18 protein-coding genes and 1 tRNA gene are annotated in these 23,669 nt (G+C 63.0%); 2 read left to right on the forward strand and 17 right to left on the reverse strand.

All coding sequences use genetic code 11. The annotated features are described in order from the left end of the window. Positions 1–105: 105 nt before the first annotated feature. Genes lnt through miaB form a run of 5 tightly spaced genes read right to left on the reverse strand, consistent with a single transcriptional unit; the run spans position 106 to position 5,303 of the window. On the reverse strand, positions 106–1,590 hold the full coding sequence (gene lnt / locus F464_RS0107245) for an apolipoprotein N-acyltransferase (protein ID WP_040394671.1): 1,485 nt from the start codon (positions 1,588–1,590) through the stop codon (positions 106–108). A 44-nt stretch (positions 1,591–1,634) separates the two neighbouring features. Further along, complete coding sequence (locus F464_RS0107250; protein WP_018989128.1) at positions 1,635–2,468, reverse strand: HlyC/CorC family transporter; 834 nt, start codon at positions 2,466–2,468, stop codon at positions 1,635–1,637. A 25-nt stretch (positions 2,469–2,493) separates the two neighbouring features. Next, entirely contained in the window at positions 2,494–2,985 is a 492-nt protein-coding gene (gene ybeY, locus F464_RS0107255; RefSeq protein WP_018989129.1) for an rRNA maturation RNase YbeY, read from the reverse strand. Next, positions 2,985–3,965 carry a PhoH family protein gene (locus F464_RS0107260; protein WP_018989130.1) on the reverse strand — a complete coding sequence of 327 codons (981 nt, stop codon included), beginning with the start codon at positions 3,963–3,965 and terminating at the stop codon, positions 2,985–2,987. The genes ybeY and F464_RS0107260 overlap by 1 nt, the downstream gene beginning before the upstream one ends. After that, positions 3,966–5,303, reverse strand: coding sequence for a tRNA (N6-isopentenyl adenosine(37)-C2)-methylthiotransferase MiaB (gene miaB / locus F464_RS0107265; protein WP_018989131.1), 1,338 nt, complete (start codon positions 5,301–5,303; stop codon positions 3,966–3,968). It lies immediately after the preceding gene. A 52-nt stretch (positions 5,304–5,355) separates the two neighbouring features. Here miaB and F464_RS0107270 point away from each other — a divergent pair. Together F464_RS0107270 and F464_RS30860 are read left to right on the forward strand one after the other, a co-directional pair. Further along, a tRNA-Met gene (locus F464_RS0107270) sits at positions 5,356–5,432 on the forward strand. 194 nt (positions 5,433–5,626) lie between these two features. Next, complete coding sequence (locus tag F464_RS30860) at positions 5,627–5,881, forward strand: hypothetical protein (protein WP_157353583.1); 255 nt, start codon at positions 5,627–5,629, stop codon at positions 5,879–5,881. Positions 5,882–5,893: 12 nt separating this feature from the next. Here F464_RS30860 and F464_RS0107275 read toward each other — a convergent pair whose 3' ends face one another. From F464_RS0107275 to F464_RS0107330, 12 genes are all read right to left on the reverse strand, one after another. Beyond that, positions 5,894–9,259, reverse strand: a complete 3,366-nt coding sequence (locus F464_RS0107275; protein ID WP_018989132.1) for a Swt1 family HEPN domain-containing protein — start codon at positions 9,257–9,259, stop codon at positions 5,894–5,896. Positions 9,260–9,265: 6 nt separating this feature from the next. Beyond that, positions 9,266–12,157, reverse strand: a complete 2,892-nt coding sequence (locus F464_RS0107280; RefSeq protein ID WP_018989133.1) for a DUF1156 domain-containing protein — start codon at positions 12,155–12,157, stop codon at positions 9,266–9,268. After that, positions 12,154–12,780: a retron system putative HNH endonuclease gene (locus tag F464_RS30235; protein ID WP_084600429.1), complete on the reverse strand. Its 627-nt coding sequence runs from the start codon at positions 12,778–12,780 to the stop codon at positions 12,154–12,156. Before F464_RS30235 ends, F464_RS0107280 begins: the two co-directional genes overlap by 4 nt. Then, the gene (locus F464_RS0107290; protein ID WP_018989135.1) at positions 12,777–14,180 is read right to left on the reverse strand and encodes an AAA family ATPase; all 1,404 of its coding nucleotides are present in this window, start codon (positions 14,178–14,180) and stop codon (positions 12,777–12,779) included. Before F464_RS0107290 ends, F464_RS30235 begins: the two co-directional genes overlap by 4 nt. Before the next feature lie 97 nt (positions 14,181–14,277). Next, positions 14,278–14,835 carry a hypothetical protein gene (locus F464_RS0107295; RefSeq protein WP_018989136.1) on the reverse strand — a complete coding sequence of 186 codons (558 nt, stop codon included), beginning with the start codon at positions 14,833–14,835 and terminating at the stop codon, positions 14,278–14,280. After that, positions 14,819–15,181 carry an STAS-like domain-containing protein gene (locus tag F464_RS0107300; protein ID WP_018989137.1) on the reverse strand — a complete coding sequence of 121 codons (363 nt, stop codon included), beginning with the start codon at positions 15,179–15,181 and terminating at the stop codon, positions 14,819–14,821. Before F464_RS0107300 ends, F464_RS0107295 begins: the two co-directional genes overlap by 17 nt. A gap of 15 nt (positions 15,182–15,196) precedes the next feature. Beyond that, a complete protein-coding gene (locus F464_RS0107305; RefSeq protein WP_018989138.1) occupies positions 15,197–16,069 on the reverse strand; it encodes an ATP-binding protein in 873 nt (290 codons plus the stop codon). Then, a complete protein-coding gene (locus tag F464_RS0107310; RefSeq protein ID WP_018989139.1) occupies positions 16,066–16,410 on the reverse strand; it encodes a type II toxin-antitoxin system PemK/MazF family toxin in 345 nt (114 codons plus the stop codon). The genes F464_RS0107305 and F464_RS0107310 overlap by 4 nt, the downstream gene beginning before the upstream one ends. Beyond that, positions 16,400–16,630, reverse strand: coding sequence for an AbrB/MazE/SpoVT family DNA-binding domain-containing protein (locus tag F464_RS0107315; protein ID WP_018989140.1), 231 nt, complete (start codon positions 16,628–16,630; stop codon positions 16,400–16,402). Before F464_RS0107315 ends, F464_RS0107310 begins: the two co-directional genes overlap by 11 nt. 73 nt (positions 16,631–16,703) lie before the next feature. Next, on the reverse strand, positions 16,704–20,306 hold the full coding sequence (locus tag F464_RS0107320; RefSeq protein WP_018989141.1) for a helicase-related protein: 3,603 nt from the start codon (positions 20,304–20,306) through the stop codon (positions 16,704–16,706). A 584-nt stretch (positions 20,307–20,890) separates the two neighbouring features. Beyond that, positions 20,891–21,538 (reverse strand): hypothetical protein, encoded by a 648-nt coding sequence (locus F464_RS30865; RefSeq protein ID WP_018989142.1) that lies wholly within the window; start codon positions 21,536–21,538, stop codon positions 20,891–20,893. Positions 21,539–22,090: 552 nt separating this feature from the next. Then, positions 22,091–23,452, reverse strand: a complete 1,362-nt coding sequence (locus F464_RS0107330; protein WP_018989143.1) for a YfjI family protein — start codon at positions 23,450–23,452, stop codon at positions 22,091–22,093. Between the last annotated feature and the right edge of the window lie 217 nt (positions 23,453–23,669).

A 23,669-nucleotide genomic window follows, 5' to 3' on the forward strand; every position in this document is an offset into this window, starting at 1 on the left:
GCGCGGCAGACGCAAAGGGGGGATTTTAATGGCATTCCGGGTACAGGGCGAAGTTCCCCGCCGGAAATTGCTCGTCTCACGGGTGGAACACCTCGTGCGCCGGGGTCAGATCGGACCTCCGGGGCCCGCCTTCTGGCGCCGAAACCCCGCGACGGCGAGCGCCAGCGCGACGAACGCCAGCGACGCTGCATCGCCCCAGCGCGCATAGGGCGTGAGGCCTTCGTAGCCCTGCACGGATGCGCGCAGCGCCCCACGCTCGAAGGCCGGCAGCACCTCGACGACGCGGCCGTCGGGCTGCACCAGCGCGGTCATGCCGGTGTTGGTCGAGCGCAGCATCGGCCGCCCCGTCTCCATCGCGCGCACGCGGGCGATCTGCAGGTGCTGGGGCTGAGCGAAGGAGTCGCCATACCATGCGAGGTTCGACAGGTTGAGCATCAGCGTCGCCTCGGGCAGGCTGCGGATCAGCTCGCGGCCGAAGAGGTCTTCGTAGCAGATGTTGATCGCGACGCGCTGCTCGCCGAGGCGCAGCGGCGGCTGGTCGGGCGCGCCGCGCGTCTGGTCGGACATCGGAATGTCGACCAGCTCGTAGAACCAGCCGAAGAGCGGCGGGGAGTATTCGCCGAAGGGCACGAGGTGCTGCTTCGCGTAGGTCTGGGAGGGCGAGGCGCCGAGGCTCAACGCGGCGTTGTAGATCGAGCCGCGCGCATCGCGCAGGAACACGCCGAACACCAGATCGCCACCCCGCGCCGCGACCGGCGCGGCGAGTTCTTCGAGGTAGCCGTCAGGCAGGCGGTCGGCCAGCAGCGGCAACGTCGTCTCGGGCAGCACGACGAGGTCGGCGGGATGCTCGCGCACGAGGCGCGCGTTACCGTCCAGCCAGTCTGCAAGGAGTTCGGGCCGCCACTTCAGGCCCTGCTCGATGTTGGTCTGGATCAGCGCGACCTCGAGCGGCTTGCCGGCCGGGGAGGTCCAGGCGACGCGCCCGAGACCGTAACCGAGGCCGCACAGGACGATGGCGGCAGCGAGCGTCGCCGCGGCCGGACGCACGCTGCGCCAGGGCGTGAGGGCGACGAGCGCCGCGAGGAAGGCGACCAGGCCGCCCACGCCATACACGCCCAGCACGGAGAAGTATCCGGCGAGCGGGCTGGGCGGAGTCTGCGAGTAGCCGAGCGCGAGCCACGGGAAGCCTGTGAACAGCCAGCCGCGCAGCATTTCGGAGCCGATCCACAGGCTGGAAAAAAGCAATGCGCGCCGCCACGCAGCTCCACGGCCGAGACGGACGAACAGGGCGCCGACTGCGGCCGGAAAGAGCGCGAGGTAGGCGCAGAAGAGCAGGATCGCGAAGGCGGCGAGCGGCATCGGCATGCCGCCGTAGCGGTTCAGCGCGACGTAGAGCCAGGACACGCCGGCAAGGAAGGCGCCCAGGCCCCAGGCGAAACCGAGCGCGAATCCGCCCCGGGCGCGCGATTCGCGGGCGGCGAAGCCGGCCAGCACGGCCAGGCTCAGCACCGCCAGCGGGAAGATCCCGAAGGGGGAGAAGGCGAACACCGACGCGCCGCCGGCAAGCAGCGCCGCCAGCAGTCCGCGCATCCGCCCGCCTGCCGCTGCGGCGCCCGAATCCTGCGCGCGAACGGTCACGCGTCCGCCGTTCCGGAGACGGGCTGCACGAGCAGGGTATGCACGCGCCGGCCATCGACGCGCAGCGCGGTGACGCGCAGCCTGCCCAGCATCACGACTTCGCCGCGCCGCGGCAGGCGGCCGAGCTGGCAGATGAGCAGGCCGCCCACGGTGTCGACTTCGGCGTCGCTGAAGTCGGAGCCGAAGGCGGCATTGAATTCGCCGATTTCGGTCGTCGCGCGGACGCGGTAGCGGCCGTCCGCGTCGAGCTGGATGTTGTCGCTGGGTTCGAGCTGGTCGAACTCGTCCTCGATGTCGCCGACGATCTGCTCCAGCACGTCCTCGATCGTGACGAGGCCGGCAACGCTACCGTACTCGTCGACGACGATCGCCATGTGGTTGCGGCTGACTCGGAATTCGCGCAGCAGCACATTGAGCCGCTTCGATTCGGGCACGAACACCGCGGGCCGCAGCAGCGCGGGCATGTCGAAGCCGCGTCCCGCGTAATAGCGCAGCAAGTCCTTGGCGAGGAAGATGCCGACGATGTCGTCCTTGCTGGCACCGACCGGGAAGCGCGAATGGCCGGTGTCGACGACGTGCGCGGCGATGCTGTCGACGGGGTCGTCGAGGCGGATGATGTCCATCTGCGAGCGCGGGATCATCACGTCGCCGACCTGCAGCTCGGACATCTGCAGCGCGCCCTCGATGATCGCCAGCGCGTCGGCATCGAGCAGGTTGCGTTCGAAGGCCGCGTGCAGCAGGGCCAGGAGTTCGTCGCGGTCCTCGGGCTCGCGCGAGAGCAGCGCGGAGAGGCGTTCGAGCAGACTAGGTCGGGGTGATGCGGGGTCCATATGTCGGAAGAATCAGGCGGGCGGGTCAGACGGATCGTTCGGCGTAGGGATCAGGATAGCCCAGTTCGGCGAGAATCCGTGTTTCCAGCGCCTCCATCTCCTCGGCTTCGTCGCTGTCCTCGTGGTCGTAGCCCTGCAGGTGCAGCATGCCATGCACGATCAGATGCGCAAAATGCGCGGCCAGCGGCTTGCCCTGCTCGACGGCCTCGCGCATGACGACCGGCACGCACAGGACGAGATCGCCGGCGAGCGGCGCGTCGTCACCGCCGGGCATGTCCTCGCCCTGATCATAGACAAAGGTCAGGACGTTGGTCGCGTAGTCCTTGCCGCGGAAATCGCGGTTGAGCTCGCGGCCTTCGGTCGCGCCGACGAGGCGCACCGTGACTTCGGCATCGTCGTCCTGCAGCGCGGCCTGCGCCCAGCGGCGCATGTCGGTGGAGGACGGCGCGTTGTCGCGGTTCGCCTTGCCGATCGCCTTCTGGATCGTCAGCGCGAGATGCGGGGGCGAGTCGATCATCACGCCTGCTCCTTCTTCGCGAGCGCGACCTGCATCGCGGCACGCGTCGCCTGGTTGTCATAGGCCTCGACGATGCGCGCGACCAGCGGATGGCGCACGACGTCCTCCTTCTGGAACTCCGTGAAGGCGATGCCGCGCACGGCGGCGAGCACCTCGCGCGCTTCCAGCAGGCCGCTGCGGTGGCCGCGCGGCAGGTCGACCTGCGTGAGGTCGCCGGTGACGACGGCCTTCGCGCCTATGCCGATGCGGGTGAGGAACATCTTCATCTGCTCGGGCGTCGTGTTCTGCGCCTCGTCGAGGATGATGAAGGCGTGATTGAGCGTGCGCCCGCGCATGAAGGCGAGCGGCGCGATCTCGATGCTGCCGCGCTCGAAGAGCTTGGCGACGCGATCGAAACCCATCAGGTCGTAGAGCGCGTCGTAGAGCGGGCGCAGGTAGGGATCGACCTTCTGCGCGAGATCGCCCGGCAGGAAGCCGAGGCGTTCGCCGGCCTCGACCGCCGGGCGGGTCAGGATGATGCGCTCGACGAGCTGGCGCTCGAAGGCGTCAACCGCACTGGCGACGGCGAGATAGGTCTTGCCGGTGCCCGCGGGGCCGATGCCGAAGGTGATGTCGTGCGCCTGGATGTTGCGCAGGTACTCGACCTGGCGCGGCGTGCGGCCGTGCAGCTCGGTCTTGCGCGTCATCAGCGCGGGAGCGGCCTGGTCGGACTTGCGGCGGTTGGCGATCTCGATCAGGCCGAGCTGGACGTCATCGACGCTCAGGTGCTCGCTCGCCTGCTCGTAGAACTCGCGCAGCGCCTTCGCCGCGAGCGCCGCCTGCGCGGCCCCGCCCTGCAGCGTAAAGCGCTCGCCGCGGCGCGCGATCGTCACGTCGTAGGCGGTCTCGATCTGGCGCAGGTTCTCGTCGAGCACGCCGCACAGGTTCGCCAGCCGCTGGTTGTCCAGCGGCTCCAGCACCACTTCGGTGGGTCGGCCCATTCAGACCTCCCGCGTGACGATTTCGCCGCGCAGGCTGTGCGGCAGCGCGGCGGTGATCGTCAGTTCGACGAACTGCCCGATCAGGCGCGGATTGCCGGCGAAATTCACGACGCGGTTGTTGTCGGTACGCCCGGCGAGCTCCGTCTCGTCCTTGCGCGAGCGCCCTTCGACGAGCACGCGCTCGACGCGGCCGACCATCGCCTGGCTGATCGCCTGCGCCTGCTCGTCGATGCGCTTCTGCAGGCGCGCGAGCCAGCGCAGCTTGGTTTCCTGCGGCACCGGGTCTTCCATGTCCGCCGCCGGCGTGCCGGGGCGCGGGCTGAAGACGAAGCTGAACGAGGCGTCGAAACCAATCTCCTCGATCAGCTTCATCGTCTTCTCGAAATCCTCCTCGGTCTCGCCGGGGAAGCCGACGATGAAGTCCGACGACAACGACAGATCGGGCCGGGCCGCGCGCAGCTTGCGCACCACCGACTTGAACTCCAGCACCGAATAGCCGCGCTTCATCGCCGCGAGGACGCGATCGGAGCCCGACTGCACGGGCAGGTGCAGGTGGCTCACGAGCTTGGGAATGTTCGCGTAGGCATCGATCACCCGCTGCGTCATCTCGCGCGGGTGCGAGGTCGTGTAGCGCATGCGCTCGATGCCGGGGATTTCGGCGACGCATTCGAGCAGGAAGGCGAAATCGCCCAGCTCGCCGCCCTTCCTGGAGAGCGGCCCGCGCCACGCATTGACGTTCTGGCCCAGCAGCGTCACTTCCTTCACGCCCTGCCCCGCGAGGCCGGCGACTTCGGTGAGGATGTCGTCGAGCGGCCGCGACACTTCCTCGCCGCGGGTATAGGGCACGACACAGTAGGTGCAGTACTTCGAACAGCCTTCCATGATCGACACGAAGGCGCTCGCCCCTTCGACGCGCGCGGGCGGCAGGTTGTCGAACTTCTCGATCTCGGGGAAGGAGATATCGACCTGCGAGCGGCCGCTATAGCGCCGTTCGGCGATCAGCTGCGGCAGGCGGTGCAGGGTCTGCGGCCCGAACACGACGTCGACGTAGGGCGCGCGCGCGACGATCGCCTCGCCCTCCTGGCTGGCGACACAGCCGCCGACGCCGATGATGAGGTTCGGGTTCGCCTGCTTCAGGTGCTTGACCCGGCCGAGGTCGTGGAACACCCGCTCCTGCGCCTTCTCGCGCACCGAACAGGTGTTGAAGAGGATCACGTCAGCCTCTTCGGGGTTGTCGGTCTTGACCAGTTCCTCGGTCGCCCCGAGCACGTCCGCCATCTTGTCGGAGTCGTACTCGTTCATCTGGCAGCCGAAGGTGCGGATGTATAATTTCTTCATCGAAGCGTGTTGACGCGCAGTTTCGCAAACCGCTATATTAGCAGGCTCGAGCGGTGATGTAGCTCAGACGGTTAGAGCGATGGATTCATAACCCATAGGTCGGCAGTTCGATTCTGCCCATCACCACCAACGAATTCAGGGGCTTGCAGCGATGCAGGCCCTTTTCTTTTTTTGGCGGGCTAACAGCGGGCTAACACTGCGCGGGAAAATTGCCTGCTAAGTGAGGGCGGCTCATTCACGGGACCAGATGGGGTCCTGCCCAAATCGATCCACTTCGACGCGAACGGCAGCCCATCACGGATAGCTGAAACCACGCGCCGAACATGATCGAGAGCGGCATTCTGGATGATGCGCTGATGCGCGACGCCGCTGTGGCTACGAAATTCGTCCGGCCTTTCCAGCGATCACCCTCTTCAGCGAGTCCGCCACCAGATCCACAACTCGTCCTTGTTGATCTGCCGCTCCATACCCCTCTTCAGCATGACGCGATTGACCGCTGCGAGTATGTCGCGCCAGAAGTCGGTTTTTCCGGCCCACTGGCGGCTGTGACCTTGACTGACGGCCTCGTAACTGAATGATCCGCACCTAATCTACTCTCTCTCGAACCCGCTCCCCGGCGTGAACTTCAGCGTCCGGGCGTTTTCCGTCACTGTCCGAACTACATTGTCCGGCGCGCCTGCCGGTATCTGGGCCTCGATCTCCAAGGTCACGGTCACATTGGATCCGATCAGCCCAGCCAGATGGGAAATGACCTCCTCTGCGATTTTTCCTGCATCACGCCCGACGCGTGCTGCATCGAGGGTAATGGCCCCGTGGAAGCGCGTGGGTTTGGCCGCAGCCGGCGCTGCTCCCGTTGCACCGCCACCGCCGGTCGTACCTGTCGTCGCATCAGTACCGCCGCCGGTGACCTCACCGGCACCAGCGCCGTTGCCCGCAACTGCGGGTTCCGTAGCGATACGCTCGGCATCGATCTGTTTGCTCGCCACCTCCGGCTTAACGACCAGCCCTGGCGAATGCAAATCGGAAAGGCTGACCATCGTGCCGCCGCGAAGTCCCCTGTAGCGCCCGGCGTCCTCGTCGAAACCGTCCGCATATCCAAAACTGTCCTTTGACCACGTGAGTAGGTTCACGCCGTCGTTGATGGCATTCAGCAGCACCGCGGAATCCTTCAGACGCGGCAGGTAGAGATAGCGAGCGAAATCTTCGACCAGTTGCTTCACGGCAACATGCGTTTGTCGCTCACCACGCCAGAGCGGAATCTTGTCGAGTTCCATCTTCAACCGCGTTGGCGCAAAGCTGGTCAGATAGAGCTCGTCGGTGCGAAGCTTCTTGCTTGCACGCACTGCCAGCGCATCGGAGCCGGAAAGGCGCAGCGCCTCCCATGTCACTGCCGCCTGTGGCGTGTTCTGCACCGGCACCAGGAGCCATTGATAGGTTTCGGGCAGGCGCGCCGTTGCGGCACTGTCGGCGGCTGCCATCTGCTGTTCAACCTGCTTCTTCTGGTGCGAGGTGAGGCCAAGTTGCGCCTCGTCCGTCATGATCGACTGCCAGGCCAGATACTTCCGCGCCGCTTCGTCGAGGTCCTGCAGCCGCGTCTTGTCGGCGGCTAGAAACACCAGGGTGTTGCGGTACAGGCGCGGCGAGTTGCCGCGATTCTCCAGAATCGCCCTGGCGGCGGCTTCGGCCGCATTCCCTGCTTCCTTGCCATAGGGATGCGCGGTTCCCAGAACCACCAGACGCGCATCGAGATCGTCCGGCACATCGGCACCACCGGGCGGCATCGGATGGATGCGCTGGAAGTCGCCGGTCGAGGCCAGGTCTCTCTTGAGCCGGCGTTCCAGTTCGGCGACCACCTTGTCCGGGTCGCGCTTCAACTGCTCGGCCCGGTCCTCGGCCAGCTTGGTCACCGTCGGCTGGGTCGAATACCAGTAATGTGGCCCATCGGCGTAGAGGTAGGTCGCGGCGCTCGCCATGCGGCGCAGGGCATCGCCAAATACCGCCGGCGATTCGCCCGGCATCACGCAGCCCAGCTTCACGCGGCGGTCCTCGATACCCTTGTGCGCGGCCGCCGTGGTCGGCGCCGAGCCCATGTAGATGGCGCGGGCCACGCGCCGGCACGCGGAAAACTTGCCGAGGTTGGGTAGTTCGCTGTCGAGCTTGAGCGGCAGCGAGTTCGGCCCATCGACATCCTTCTCGATCACCGGCACCCAGTTATCCGAGAGGTAACGCGTCAGTTCCGACTGCACGCGCGCATCGTCGATGGCCACGTTGGCCGGCAGGATTAGCGGATTACGGTCGCCCTTTTCCCACAGGCTATGGATTACGGCTGCCATCAGGCGCAACACCCCGCGCGTACGCTGGAATTTCACCAGCGCGCTCCAGTCGGTATAGAGCCGGTCGAAGATTTCCGGGTGGATCGGGTAGGCCGCCTTCAGGCGCTGCTCGTATTCGGCGTCGCGCGTTTCCGGCGGGAATTCCGCCTGCTGCGTGCGGTAGAAGTCAGCGAAGGCACGCGCCACCACGTCGCGCTGCTTGAACTGCTCGGCATCCGCCAGCGGCTGGAAGAGCCGGCGGCGCACAATCTCGAAACCTTCCTCGGCGCTGGCCGGGCGCCACGACGATTCCACACGGCCCACCACATTGCGCAGCCGATCCAGAGCCTCGCGGCCGCGCGTGCCGCCCACTTCCACGTCGTCCGCGTGTGTGTGTGGCGAACCGGAGGTATCCGAGGCCGGCAAGCTGATCACCAGCAGGCAGTTCTTCGCCAGCTTGGCCGATTCGGTCAGCACCTGGGCGAAGGTGAATTGCGTCTCGAAGCCGCCGGCGGGCAGGTCGCTCTGGTCGTGCAGTTGGCGCGCATAGGCGACCCACTCATCCACCAGGACCAGGCAGGGGCCGTAGTCGTTGAACAGCTCGCGCAGCACATCGCCAGGGCTGGTGGCGCGCTCGTCGTCATTCTGCACGCGGGCATAGCCGGCTCGGCCACCCAACTGCCAGGCCAGTTCGCCCCACAGCGTATGCACCACCGTGCCATCGGGCTTGACGGACGGATTGCCCGGTGAAATCTTGTTGCCCACCAGCACCACGCGGTTGGCCTTGGGCACGGTGCGTGCGCCAGCGGCCGCCAGCACCGCGTCGATGCCGGCCAACTCGGTCGGCGCAATGCCCGAAAATAGGTGATACAGCGCCAGCATCGAGTGCGTCTTGCCGCCGCCGAAGTTGGTCTGCAACTGAACGACCGGGTCGCCGCCACCCACCGTCAGCCGGCGCACGGCACTGGTCAACATCTCCTTCAGGCTTTCGGTGAGATAGGTGCGACGGAAGAACTCCACCGGATTGCGGTATTCGTCGGTGCCCTCGCCCAGATGCACTTGCCACAGGTCGGCGGCAAACTCGGCCTGTTGGTAGCGGCCGCTGGCCACGTCTTCATGCGGCATCACCACTTCGCGCCAGGGCATAAGACTGCCCGTCACCCCGCTTTCGATGGCGATGCTCGATGACTTGCGCTTCTCGCCCCGCGCCTGCTCGTCAAATCGCACGCGAAGCAATTCCATCTTCGTCTTCTCTACCTCGTCTGCCTGCGTGGCCGATACGGCAGTGAGCAGACGGCCAGCGGAATCCAGCGCACGATAGGTGTCGTCGCTGGAAAAGGGTGCCTGATGTGCCCAGCTATTGCGGACGGACAGCAGCTCGTTCACCAGACTGCGCTCTGTCTTGCCGAGAATCTGCCGAAACACTTCGCCCCATTTGCGATCCATGACCACCAGCAAGGCAGCCACGTCACTGAGTGATTCTGTTTTGCCAGCACCAAGGCGGGTGTCGGACAGAACATCCTTAACCTCGAAGGCCCAACCGTCCCCATACTTCGCCTTGAACTCCCTCTCGACAAACGGCCCTAGCCCAGCCTTGAGCAGTTCCAGCGCCTTGCCGACGCGTTCGTGATTGGTGATGGCCATTAGTACTTATTCCTGATCGAAGAGGTCGTCGATGCCGGGCGTAACGGCACGCGGGGTTTCGTGCGCCAGCCGGGTGATTTCCGGCCAGCTTTGCACCAGGCCGTTGTAGGCCATGGCCTCGTTGGCGCGCTTCTTCCGTTCGCACAGGGTGTAGAGGCGGTAGCAGAGTTCGCGGGCAGTTTCGGCCTGGCTGCCGAGTTTGGCGACCAGCTTGGCGGCGGCCGGTTCGCCGCCGGCTTCGAGCACGCGCACCAGTTGGTGCACCATCTCCCAGACCGTGAGGCGCTTGTCGGTGCCCGGGTCCCAGTCGGCGGGCAGTTCGTCGGGTTTCAGCAGGCGCACCTTGCCCTTGCCGGACACGATGATGCCGGCCTCGACCAGACCGTCCATGCCGGTGTTCTTGGCCTGCGAGAGCACGGTGGCGACGCCGTATTCGCCCTCGTTGAACGCCATCTGCTCGAACCACGCCAGCGCCCAGCGCGTGTCCGCGTCGAAGTCGCCTTCCTGCTCGGCCAGCGCCTCGTCCAGCGTCTGGTTGATCAGCGCCAGGGCGGCGCGCACCGAAAGCGGCTTGCCTTCGGCGTCGAGCACCCTGGCATAGCGGGTATACACCGCCATGCCAGGGCCGATGGCCGCCTGCGCAAGATCGACCGGCGCGATGTTGCCGGCTTGCAGGTGGGCGAGCGCGGCAGGGAGTTCGGCCTTGAGGGCGGAGAGGAAGTCGCGGCGGGTGGCGGTTGGCGCGGTCGCGGAGCGGGGTCGGCAGACGAGGACGATGCTGGAGGCGAGCGCGTTGGTGCCTGAGCCGATCATTCGGTTGCCGAGTTCGGTGCGCATCGGCCAGGTGCCGCTGATGGCAAAGCCGGCCTCGATGACGGCGGCGAGAAAGGTATCCCAGCCGGTGTTGGTGGTGCCGTCGCCGCCGTCGCTCTCCGACTGTTTGAAGGCGTAGTAAATGGTGACCGGAAAGGCCGGGTGCGCCTGTTCTGCTAGGCGGTGCATCGCCTGCGTCATGCCGTCGAGGAAAAAGGTTTCCGCCTTTTCCTTGCTGCCGTGGCGGTAGGGGGTGGCCACCAGTTCCTCGGCCTTGGGCACGGCCATAGTCGCGAACAAGTCGGGGAAAATCGGTCGCAGCGAACGACGCAACCAGACGTAGAAGAAGTCGGAGAGGTCGGCGTAGCCGATGTTGTCGTAGTAAGGCGGGTCGGTGGAGATGACTTTGCCCGCGCTAATGGCTTGGCTCGTTGCATCGAACTGCTGGACCACACCAAGGGCAGAACCGGGCATGTTAGCAACGGCTTTTGCGCCCCATTCAACGTTGTTCAGCCAATTGCCGCTGGATTCAGAAAACGGATTCCCTTCAGCGAAATCCCAGACCATTGGGATCGCTTGGCGACCAAACGTGTTTCGAAGCGCCTCCATCTTTGGGCTGTTGTCCCATGAGCAGATCGTCGAGCCGCGGTCCGCTGTTCGGCTAAGCGCAAAGGTCATGTACACCCCCACCGCCTCCGCATACGCCGTCGCGCCAGCGCCGACTGTTGCGAGGGGCTGGTTGTCGTCGGGCAGGCCGGCTTTGAGGGCGTCGCGCTTGACCCGCTCGCGCGCCTCGGCCACCAGATCGGAGAAGGTCGTCAGCGCGACGAGTTGGCGGGGGGTGAAGAGGTCGGCGAAGGTGGTCAGTCCGTAGTTCGGCGTCTTGAAATCGCGCGGATTGACGGGCAAGACGTTGTCCGGTTTCCAGTCCGGTTGAGCCTTCTGCGCAGCCGCTTCGTGCTCCGGCGTCGGCGTGAGATAAATGCGACCGCGGGTGCCTTCGGCCACCACCGCCATCAGCTTTGAGCCCAGGCGGCTCGCCTTGCCTTCCTCCCGGATGTGATCGTAGGTTACGGGGACACCCGACATCAGGCACTTGAACGCCGCACGTTTGCCAGCGGTGGTGCCCAACTTCGCTCCTTCCGCATCCGTCGGCTTGCCCACCTTCACCGTGAAACGATATCCGCCGCCTTCGATCACCGGCTCGACATAAGCTTCCTTGCCCGCCTTGGTGGACAGCATGAACGTCGAGGCGAGCGGCACTTCGACGTTGGCGAAGGCCGGGTTGGGGCTTTTGACGGTGCGCGCCCACAGCCAGGCGATGACGGTGAGCTGCTGCCCGACGTAGGGCTTGAGGTCCGGTCGCTCCGTGGCCATTTCGGCGGTGACCTCGACCTTGGGGTAGAGGTGGCCGATGCGCTTTTCCGCCTCGTCGCGCATCCACTGGCCGTAGTAACGCACGTCTTCGGCGAGACCCTGCGCGCCTTGCCAGCCCTTGTCCATCTGCGCCTTCTGACGCTGCGACTCCGGATTCACCGGCGCCTTGCCGGCGAAGCGCGGCGGTATCTCGATCATCGCCTTGTTAATCAGCACTGCCACGGGGTTCAGGTCGCTGGCGTAGCTCTCCAGTCCCAGCCGCTGCGCTTCAAGCGGCAGCGCGCCGCCGCCGGCGAAGGGGTCGTGGAAGGCGGGCAGCACTTCGCGATTGAACAATTCCTTCGCGCGAGGGTGGTCGGCGTTTTCGGCGCAGGCCCGCCGCCAGCTTTCCCAAATCGCGTCACGGGCCTTTTGCAGCACCGCCTCGTTGGTGGTGTTCTCCCACAGCACAAGCTCTTCGATGATCTTGAACAGGCGCTCGCGCTCCTCGTCCTGCGCCTTTTCGGTCGGAAAGAGGTCGGGATGCGCCGAGGGGTCATCGACCATCTGTGCAAAAATCACCGCACGCGCCGCCGCCAGCGGCCGCCGCGCCCACCACAGGTGCAGCGTGCTGGGGTGGCCGTGGCGAATCGACTTCTCGCGCGCCGCAGCCTTGTTGATGGCTTCGAGCGGCAGGGCGACTTCGATGAGCTTTTTCTTGTGCGTCATGGTTCGAGAATGGCTTTGGACAGCGAGTAGTAGGGCTTCAGGCAACCGTCGGCATCGGGTTGGAGGTAATCCTGGCGCAGCCAAGCGACTATTTCCGGGTCGCTTGCATCGCCGAGGGTATCGGTAAGCGTGCTGGCATGCTGCCTGCGCCGTTCATTGAGCCGCGGGCAGTCGAGACCCAGGTAGCCGATCAGATAATCGGCTTTGCCGTTGGCTGCCGTGGCTGGCTCAATCGCCCCGATCGGCAGGTAGCGGAACATGGAGCACGTTTGCGGATCGTGAGGCGCTGAAAACGCCTGCGCGTCCCACACCCCATTCGGGTTCCGGTGCCGGTCATCCTTGAACCGGCCACAATGTTCTCCTTTGCCACCGTTGCAGGAAATGGCCAGATTGCTGTACTCGTAGATACGCGCGGGGCTATTTTCACGGGACGCCATGTGCTCAATGTGGCTCTCGCCCGGTGCAATGGTACTTTCGCAATAACAACACAAGCCCTGTTGCTCCAGGCGCAGGCTCGCGTCGGTTTGGACGTGGCAGGGTGTACCGATGAACTTGCCCCAATCTTGATTAACAGGCTGGTGCCCGAGACAGGCCGGGGCTGTGCTCCGTTGAATCGTCTTCATGCCGAAGCCCTCTTTGACAACACCTCGATCTGACGAATACGCAAGTCAGCCCGTTGCAGGGCGGGGTCGCTGCGGCCCAGTGCAGACTCCAGTTCCGAGCGCAGGGCCACGGCGGCGGCCGAAGCGTGTTGCCGTAATTCGACCAGTCCAAGGTAGGCATTGAGTTTGGCAACGGTTTCGATCTGCGGTGGGCGAGCATGGGTGCCAAAGACTTCAGCTAGAACCCGTGAGCTCTCGGCACCATAGGTACCGACATCCGCCGGCAAGGCTTCGAACTGGTGATCGCCACCGAGCAAATGGAGATGCTCACGGCGAACGGTGGAGAGAACCGCCGGGCTGTGGGTCGAGACAATCAGTTGCGTGTTCGGAAAGGCTGCGCGCAGGCGCGGAATCACGGTCTGCTGCCAACGGGGATGCAGGTGTAATTCCACTTCGTCGATGAGCAGTATGCCGGGCGCCTCCAGTGGGTCCGACCAGTTCGGGTTGGCCTGCGCCAGACGACGGGCGAAATCGAGTGCGATGGCCAGCAGATTGCGATAGCCGTCGCTCAGTTGGGCGAGTTCCAATGTCTGGATGGTGTCGCCGGCAAGGCGAATGTCCACCGTGAGGCGCGGCGGAGTGCCATCAAAATAAATCCGTTCCAGTCCGTCGATCATGACCGACAAGGCCTTTCGGACAGCTCGGATATCCGCGTATGCCTGATTTTCTTTTGCATCGCTGCCAGGTTTGGCTCGCAGCTCGGAGTTTTCACGCAAATAAAACCATTGACACATCGATGTGAAATTTGCGGCAGCATCGAGCGCGTCGGCAAAAGCCTTGTCCCGCGAAAAATCGAGCTTGAAGATGTCGCCCAGTTCGGGCGTGCCGCCCATGCGCCGAGTCGAACGGTAGTAGGCGACAACCGGCAGGGGAATCAGAGCCTGCGGCGCCTTGCCGATTTCACGCCACAGAGCCTGGACATAATGGTGCAGGTCGGATAGACGCTCCGAAGTGCTGTTGTTGTAGCCGAAGCGTGCTGGTGGCTGGAAGGTGATGTACTGAGACCATTCCAGTGCTGCGGGCTGCCCGCTCGGGGTTTGCCCGGTAAATCGGTCAACCGGGTAGTAATCGCTGGCGCTTAACTTGATCTGGACGAAGGATTTCGTGGATTCCTTGACCACTGATGTCATGTGAATGTCGGATGGCAGCAGTGCGGCGTTTTGTGCCTTGCGCTGACGCTGACTGCCCGCGCCGTTTGCAGCAACCAGCTCAAAGAGCGCGATGGCCAAAGCGTCCAGGATGCTGCTCTTGCCGGCGCCGTTCGCACCGACGATGACGTTGATGTCGGGCTGCAATGTCACCGTAAGCGATTCGAAACAGCGGAAGTGTGTGATGTCGATTCTTGAGAGTTTCATCGGCATGCCTTTGTGCTTGCGACCGAACTCGGAGCATCGACGCCCCACCACAGGAATACATGAGGCGCCATTTGCACGACCGCGATACGGCGATTTTTGGCGGTCATGGGCAGGCTTGCAGCAATCTCTTGTTGGCCGTCAGCAGATCGATCCCGCCCATGGTCATATCGCTATCGTGGGTGAGCAGTTTCCAGCCGTTGAGCCGACAATTCTCGATCATCAGTGCGTCATTGAAATCGGCCGTACCGCTTTGCACGGCCACGAGCACCGTCGGCAGGTCGATGCGAATGAGCGGAGTGTCGCATGCAGTGCTGGTTTTCAGAATTTGCTTCATCTCGGCGACTGCGGACTGAAGAATGCCCGCTGCGTCCGCCGACAGGCGAAAGTCCTTGAACTTTGGGTAGTGGGTTCTCCAGCACGCATCGTATTCGATGCGAATATAGCGATTGAGGTATTCGCTGAGAATCAAGGCATCGACGATTGGCCTGGCTTTCGCCTGCAACAGACGGGAAAACACGCCGGAATAGGTTGCGGCCCACGACGGTGCAGGCTGCGCTGCGGGCGGCTGCAAGTAAAGCCAGACGTTGGCGTCAATGAGGATGGGTTCGTCAGCCTGGAAACCGTAACTTGCAGCGGCACGCGCCTTATTCTTCGTCTGCATCGGTAACCTCCCGCCACGCCTGGTCGTAGGCCGCCCGGTTGGCGAAGTAGCGCCTGGCGTTTGCGATGGCGCGCTCCAGCATGGCGCGATCATCGTCGGAGATGTCACGGAAGGTGAGGTGCTCCTTCAGAAAGACTTCGTCATACTGCCCGCCGTACAGCTGTCCGATCGCGGCATTCAGAAACGCCGTGATCATGTTCTCCCGGTTGGCGAAAGACAGATCGACAGCCCGGTCCGCCCTGAAGGCGGCGACGATCTTGTCAAAGACTTTCTGTCCGTCATCGCTCGATACCCATACTGGGCCGCCGACGATGTCGAATATTTTCAGCGTGATGTGATCGGCCATGGTGGCGAGTCCTGTTCAATGTCCCGATTCGGCGTGCAGGCGGTAGCTGCCGGTGTCTGCTGTGTTGATCTCGATGTTGATCACTGTGCCGGGGAAAGCGGTGTCGATGCGTGTGAGCGTTTCACCTTCCGGCCTTAGCTCCCAGTAGCCGCGATCCGATACGATCTGGATGCGTCCCTTGTTCATGGCGATGAATTCCCGGATCAGCTTAAGTCCGAGTCCGCCGGGCACGCTCCCCGTCTTGGTCGTATTGCCCTCCTGCAAGGCCCATTCGATGGCCTTATCGGAGTTCATTTTCAGCCCGAGTTCCGTGTGAATTTTGCGACGGATGCCGATGCCAGCGTCAGCAACGCAGAAATCGAGGCGATGTTGTTGGGGGAAATACTGTCCACAGGCAAAGATACCCAGCTTGCTATCGGAGTGCATCGCGGCGTTGACAAATATTTCGAGGACGCTGTTCCTGAAACGTTCGGACAGGGCCACCGACATGGTCGGCAATCCCTTGCCGCGCAGATGCTGGTTCAGATATGCGGCAAAATACCGGTCGTCGTCGGCGGAAAACCGCCGGTACGGAATGGTCGTGCCATGCGTGTCATTCCTCTCGGGAAACCCGAATCCGACAAGAAACCGGTTCTTGGCGAGTATGGTTTCGACGCGTGGGTTAATGCCGCACAACTTGAGCTCATTGAGGTTATCGACAGCATGCGCAAGAACGACGCCGAGCGGCGCACTCATGTTTGCGTCGAACCAGGTGCAGGCGGAAAAATCGACCTCGACGGTATCGAGAAAATAGCCTTGCAGAGCCGAGGAAAGTCTCGCGAGGCTCGCAAAACCCGACCGGCTGCTATGAATCTCCCCCACACAGACTTTCTTGGACTCGTTGTTCATGGCGCTATCCTGAATAGCTGCTTCAGTCCTTGCTCAACTACGACCTGGTCTGGCGAAGAAAGCACTCCCAACTCGCCGCGCACCAAGCGATGATCGAGCGTAAACAGCTTGAAGCGCACCACGGATGGCGCCGGCAAGCCCGCCGCGGTTAGATCGACAACGGGGCAATCAAGCGGCCACGGCGCATTTTCCGCCGAGGTGATCATCGCCATCACGGAATGACCGGCCGGACTATTGAAGCTGGCGCCGGCGGAGAGCACCAGCGCAGGGCGGTTCTTGGTCGCGTTGCGGTCGGTGAATGGAAAGGGCACGCGCACCACGGTGAAGCGGTCAAAGCTCACGGTAGGCTTCCTCGTCGGCACTGCTGGCCCATTCCGACAGAGTGCCTTCGACCGCGCGCAGATACTCCAGATCGAGCGGCTGGACGCGCCTGACCGTCGCCGTGCCGTCCGCGCCGACTTCCCAGGCGATGAGGTCGCCTGGTGCAACGTGCAGCGCGGCGCGCACCTCCTGCGGGATGGTGGTTTGCCCTTTGGCGGTAATCTTGGCAACAGCGAGCATGGCGCTCTCCGGTAAGGATGGCATTACATTCTTACTTTACTTCGACGCCGCAGGGGATTCAAGGCACATCGGGTCATCGCGGCGCTTCGGCTCGGGCAATCAGCTCGGCAAAGTCGTAATTGACGCTGGTAACGCCGAAATCCGGCTCGCGGCCGAAGGGCTGGCGCAGGTAATGCACCTTATGGTTCTGGTCGTCGAGGAATTCGACGATGGCGAGGATGAAGTCCTCGGGCTTGTTGAGCGAATAGAGAATCTCGTTGCGGGTGACGGTAATGGATTGCGCCCCCGACACACGTCCTTTCACTTCGACGAAGCGCAAGCGGCCGGTGCCGGGAATGCGGCTTTCGATGTCGTAGCCGAGCTTTTCGAATTCGCGATCCGTCGGGTCAAAGCCCAGCCCGCGTTCGATGTCCATGATGATGGAACGCGCACGCGCCGCGCTGGCCTGGGTGTCGCCGGCCGAAAATATCGGCACTGGAGAGTCGGCGACAATGCACCCCATTTTCTGCAGGAGACCGGCCGGCACGACCAGCAAGCCGCCGAGTACCACAGGTGGCAGCGGCGATATCTGCGCTTCCAGACGCAGGTCGTCGAGGCGTTTTTGCAGACGGGCCTGCAAGAGGTCGGCACGTTTACGGGCTTCGCCAGAGTTCAGTTTGGCGTTGGGTTTGCCGGCCTGCTCTTGCAGTTTGAGCTCTTCGGCGCGATGGTCCCAGTAGTTAATCTCCTTGGTGAGGCGATCCTTGACTGCCGCTTCGGTCTTGGCGATGAGCTCCAGCTTGCGGGACTTCACTTCGGCCAGGTGCTCCGGCACCACCTTGGCGATGGCGTAGCCTTGGGCGGTTTTTTCAATGTCGCGGGTGATCCACTGGCATTCGGGTCGGGCGAGCAGCGCATCGATACCCGGCTCGCCCTCCGCCAGCGGACGGAAGTCGAGATAGGGGGCGTAATGGACGTGGCGAGCACTCCCGGCTTCATCCATCTCGACGTACAACATACGCCTGGAGACGACACGGCGGTTCCCGTCGCGAGGGGTGCTGGCGTCCTGGATGGCGTGTTCGAGGTAGAACAGCACGCGCGGCTGCGTACCGAAATCACGATCATCGACAAGCACTGTGCCGCGCTTGAGCAGATCGCGGTTGCGTTCCAGCGTGAGGTCGATGACGGCATCGAGCAATGGATGGCCGGGGCAGACAAAGGCGGCCAGTGGCTGACCTTGCGGTGAGACGAGTTTTTTCTCGAAGGCGATACGCTCGTAGCGCGGCAGCACGGGCTCACCGATGCCGATGAGACGATCACGATTTCGCACCAATGCCGGCACATGGGTGATCTCGAAACGGCGCGCCTCACGTTGTTTGGCGCTGCCATTCAGCCGCTTGAAGGCTTCGAGGAAGAAGGACTCGATGTAATGCGGCTGCAGGCGCCGGGCGTCGGCGCGCTCCATATCCTCGCGGATGCGCTGCACGCAGGTGGCGTCCATGCTGTCATGGACCAGTTGCCGCTCGTCGAGCAAGGATTGCAGGTGTTCCGAGTCGAGCGCGGTATCGAGGACAGTGGTGAGATAGGCTTTGGTTTCCGGCAATTCACCATAGCGGATGGCATCGATGAGCAGATCGCGCAGGCTCATGACCTTGCCATCAGATTCGAAAGCGAGCTTGCCCAGCACGTCGAAAACCTGCCCGCCGAGGGCCTGGCGAGCCTGCTCCAGCTTTTCGAGCAACTTGCGATAGACATCGCCTTCGCGGGTATCGTCGGCCACCAGATTCCACAGGTAACAGACTTCAGTCTGGCCAATCCGGTGAATTCGACCGAAACGCTGCTCCAGTCGGTTGGGGTTCCAGGGCAGGTCGTAATTGACCATCAAGTGAGCGCGCTGGAGGTTGATACCTTCGCCGGCGGCGTCGGTGGCCAGCAAGACCTGCACCGTGGGGTCGTGCTTGAAGGATTCCTGAACCTTGAGCCGTTCTTCGCGCCCCACCCCGCCGTGAATGAGGACCACAGCCTCCTTGCGGCCGAGGAACTTGGTGATGCGGTCTTCAAGATAGTTCAGCGTATCGCGATGCTCGGTGAATATGACAAGTTTCTGATGCGGTGATGACTTGTGTGGTGGAATCGGGCCAGACCCATAGGGTGCGGCGGGTTCTTCCACGCGATGGCCCAGGCCCGCTGTGGTGAAAATCTCGCCGAGCAGGCTGGCGAGTTCGGTCCATTTGGTATCGGCGCCACTGCGGCGTACTGCCAGAGCGTGGGCTTCCAGCGTCTTGAGGGTTTCGATCTCGATGCGCAGCTCCGCAATGGAGCGTGCGGCCGTGGCTTGGTCGAGAATTTCTTCCTCGGCGGTCTCTACCTCATTGTCCGGGGCGTCTTCGAGATCATTTACATCTTCCGCGTCCAGCACAGGCACTGTGGTGACCATCGGGGCTGCAAGCTGCCCGGCGCGTTGCAACAGCTCCAGCTCGCGCAGGCGGGATTCGAGCCGTTCGCGGCGCCGGCGCAGCGACTGGTAGATCGCTTCGGGTGACGAGGCCAGGCGGCGTTGCAGGATGGTCAGTGCGAAGCCGACCGTGCCAGCTCGCTTGTCGTTCTCGAGCGCCTCGGCGCGGTTGAACTCGTTGCGAACATATTCAGTGACGGCCTTGTACAGTGCCTCCTCCTGGGGGGAGAGGTGGTAAGGCACGGTGTACGCAATGCGCTCGGGGAACAGCGGGGTGCCGTCGAACTTGCGCAGTTTTTCCTTGACCATGCGCCGCATCAGATCGGACACGTCGGCGGAATGCACACCGTCGCGGTACTTGCCCTCGAAGCGGTCACCATCGAGTAGAGCCATGAAAAGCTGGAAATCCGCTTCCTTCCCGTTGTGCGGTGTAGCCGACATGAGCAGGAAATGACGAGTGAGACCCGACAGCAGTTGGCCGAGGTGGTAACGCTTGGTGTATTTGGTTTCGCCACCAAAGACGGTGGCCGACATCTTGTGCGCTTCGTCGCAGACCACCAGATCCCAGCGGCAATCGGGCGCTTGCAGCTTCTGCTGTATCTCTTCGTTGCGCGAAAGCTTGTCGAGGCGGGCGATGACCAGTTTGGTTTCCATGAACCAGTTGCCGGTGCGTGCCGCTTCCAGCTTGTCGTTGGTGAGGATCTCGAACGGCAGGTGGAAGCGCCGGTAGAGCTCGTCCTGCCACTGCTCGGCCAGGCTGCCAGGGCAGACGATCAGGCAGCGTTGCAGGTCGCCGCGCGCGACCAGTTCCTTGATGAGCAGACCAGCCATGATGGTCTTCCCTGCGCCGGGATCGTCGGCCAGCAGAAAACGCAGTGGCTGGCGCGGCAGCATCGCTTCATAAACAGCAGTGATCTGGTGCGGCAGCGGCTCGACGACGGAGGTATGTACGGCCATCACGGGATCGAACAGGTGCGCGAGACGGATGCGCTGCGCCTCGGACACGAGCCGGAACAAGGCGCCATCGCCATCGAAACTCCACGGGCGGCCCTGCTCGACGATTTCGAGCGAGGGTTCGCTGTCCCGGTAAAGAAGCTGGTTTGCCACCTTGCCGTCGGCCGTTTTGTAGGTGAGCTCAAGGGCTTCGGAACCGAACCACTGCACATTGACGACAGTGACCAAGGCATCGGGCACGATCCCGCGCACAGCAGCACTGGGCTGGAGTTGTTCGAGTTTCATCATTGCAGAGGTCGGCTTCTATTGTTGGCTTCCAAGCAAGTCTCGCATTGTCCATCAATGTGTACTCAGGCGAAACGTACTATGCATTTTCCATGCAAGATGAGTCGCCGATGCAGAAGTTGCGTCAGATAGTGCCGACTCTTCGGGAGACGAGGCGCCCATGCTCAGCGACAGCTCAACGATACTGACCCCACAACATCGAACTTAGACGTAACAGTCACGGTCCTTTGGTGACGTACTCGAGCAAGCTGCACTTGAGAATAGCCCCACCGCCCGTGCCGGCGACTCAGTCCAACAGGCTTTTTAGCGTACCGAACGCGGTCATCGCACCACACTGCCTCATCAGCGTAAGCGCGCCGCGTCCGCCGGGCTAAAAACCCTCTGAATTATGCCCAATACCCGTCTTTGTCTCGCGTGAGCGCAAGGCGGCATATCGAACAACGAACTGCCGCGCACCGCACGTAAAACGGACCTGTCACCAAAGGTCTCGCCGAAGCAGCCGCTGCTCCCTCAGCGCCCGCGCCAGCTCCTGCAACTGATCTCGCCAGCCCCCCTTGAAGGCATTGCGTGACACGCGCGCCTTCCCGTCATCCGTCCGCGGCCCCGTCGACTGCTCCCATGGCCGCCATTGCCGGATTAACTCGGATTGTCTGGCTCTTCGCTCGGGGGTCCAGCCGTTTGCCATCGTCACTCTCCAATAGTTTGTTCTGCGCTTTTTTCTTTTTTCCCGCGGGCGCGGACGCGGGCGTTGCTATGCCGTTATTGACCTGCTGCGGACCTGCCGCGAAGTTCGCCTGCCGGGCGATTACGACCGGCGGATTCTTGATCTCAGCCAAAGTCTCCAGCGTTGCACGGCACTGGTTCTGGGCCTTGAGCGCGAGCCGCATGTAACGCTCACAGACGTCGACCTGCCGCCCCATATTCGCCGCTGATCGACGCGCCATCTCGCCAAAGATCGAATTCAGTGCAACCGCCTGAGCAGTCAGTGTTGCCTCAACCCCGCCAAGATCACCACGCTTCACGGCGGCAACCTTGTCGGTCAAGACACCGATCGCTTCCATGAGCGACACTTCGCCAAAAGCGCCGCTGGCAAAATCGACCGTGACCGCTGCCGAAGTTGGAATCGGCGACGCCGCTAGTTCGGCTATCACGGCCTCCATCGATTTGTTTGCCGGTAGCTCGGCGACGATCGCTCTCGACTTTGGAGCCTCGCCGCTCGTTTTCTCGCTCATCATCAGCTTGTCCTTTGTTCGATAAGGGAGGGCCAGCGTTCGCTGCCAGCCCGTGTGCCTGCATCGACCGGGAGTAGTAGACAACCTTCGCAGCGGCGCGGACGATAACGTTTAGGTTCATGCCCCCGACGTGCCCTTACCCGACCATCGGGAGCGACAAGTACACACACACGACCACATAGGTTGCAGCACCAAACACTGCAGCGCCGCTCCCCCCAGCGTTCCGCGAGGATCTGTCGGCAGCAGGTCAGTGCAGAGTCCAGGGCAGCAAATGCCGCCAGTAGCGCCGCTGATCGTTCAGCCGCGGTATTGGTGGCGAAAATGGCATGTATTAGCGCGTTCAGTTTGTCCGCTTCGATGTCGGCCATCGCTCGGGCCGAGCTTCGCTGGTCAGGGCTGCAGGGCTGATCTTCAATGTGCGCAACATTCTGCAGGTCTGCGACTTCCGCGACTTCCGCGACTTTTTGGTCCTTTTGGGCGTAAATCAGTCCATTAGTCGCAAGAATCGCAGAAGTCGCAGCAGGGCCTGGTTGGTGATGGGGGATCTTTGAAGGGTCAAACCACATAGTGCAGCACACTCCATGACAGCCGGGCTTTCACACCATCGACTTCGGTATTCCGCTCGTTTTCAACCAGATAACCATTGACCACCAGTTCATTGATGCATGCCATCAGGCGCTTCTTATCGCGCAACTGGCTTGGCCCGCCATTGAGGATTTGTTTGGACCGAAAGATCCCCAGGCCACGCTCCTGCAGCCACCCCGACAGGGCCTCCGCATCAAGAACTGACTGTGGAATGGCCGCGGCACCGCGGATGCGCAAGGCTTCCCCGAGATACCACTGAACGATCGTCAATCCGCGTTCGAGATAGCTGCGATCGACCTCGCGCGCCGCAAGCCCTCGCTCAATCACTGCAAGCACCCCAGCGATTCGACATGCGTTCTCAAGCGCCTTGGCGGTGCGGTCGCGAAGTTCGGCTAGGTCGGCCCCCGCGGCCATCAACGTCTCGAACTGGTTTCCGGCCACGACGGCCAGTGCTTCGGCCTCGGACGACAGGGGCAATACAACGGGGTCGAGTTCCTGCGGAGACTCTCCAGTGCGAGGCGCCGCCTCCATCAAAGACTTAAGAACTGCGCACAGCCTGCGGATTTCAGGCCGATCTCCGACCCGCTCGAAATGGCTAACGTGACGATGACCAATCGTGCTTGCCGGCCAGGCAACGAGACAACGTGCCAATAGACCCTGCCCGTTCGCCAGTCGGTCAGACAGCAACTTGACCATGACCTCGGGCTGGGCGAGCTGGTGCATTGCCATCCGGCGACCATAGAGCACGCCCGAACCATCACTGGCGCGAACACGATCGAACGGCGAGCCATCCCACAGCTTGCACCAGCGTGCCATGGTCTTCAGTGCGTTATCGGAGTTCAGTGCATTGCCGCCGATCAGAAGTCCGCCTTCGTCACTGAACAGGGCCACACTGGGCTGACCGGCAGCAAGCAGCTTGTACAACCCCTCCACCGTCGGATCGCTTACGAAGCGCATGGGCATCACCGGCGCAGCAGGCTTCTCCCCACACTGCTGGATCGCGAGAAAGACATCATCCTTGCTGGCGCCACTCTTGGTCTTGGTCGCATTCCTCTTCGCCGCATCGGCCGCCTCTTCCCAGGCAACGAGTTCCAGGCTGTAGCGTTCGAGGTCCGACGCGTAGCTTTCCATGTCGGCACGCTCCTGCGCCCTGGCTGCGCCGAGGACGGCCTCATCCAGCGCGCTCTTGCGCTCACCGGAATCGCCAACAGTCAGGAGAAACAGCGCCAGCGGCTTGATCTGCCCCCACGGAAGCCGGATATCAAAATGAGCCTGAGCAGCAAGCGATGCCGCCGCGAGCACCGACTGGCAGCACATGGTGAGTGGCGCCATGATCGTCTCGTGCAACACCCTTGCCGCATCACCCAATACGGGACCCAATGCTGCAACGGGATAACTCGCGGGGCTTGGCAGCTGCGCGCGCAAAGGCTCCGGCGATACTTGCACCGCTGCCGACACGGGCGGCACTATCGGCCTGGCCAACGGAATGACCACTGACGGGACGATCTGCCCCCGCCCCCTTCGATCTTCTACCAGGTTATCGAGAAAG

The sequence above is a fragment of the Aromatoleum toluclasticum ATCC 700605 genome (assembly GCF_000378245.1).
Lineage (GTDB): Bacteria > Pseudomonadota > Gammaproteobacteria > Burkholderiales > Rhodocyclaceae > Aromatoleum > Aromatoleum toluclasticum.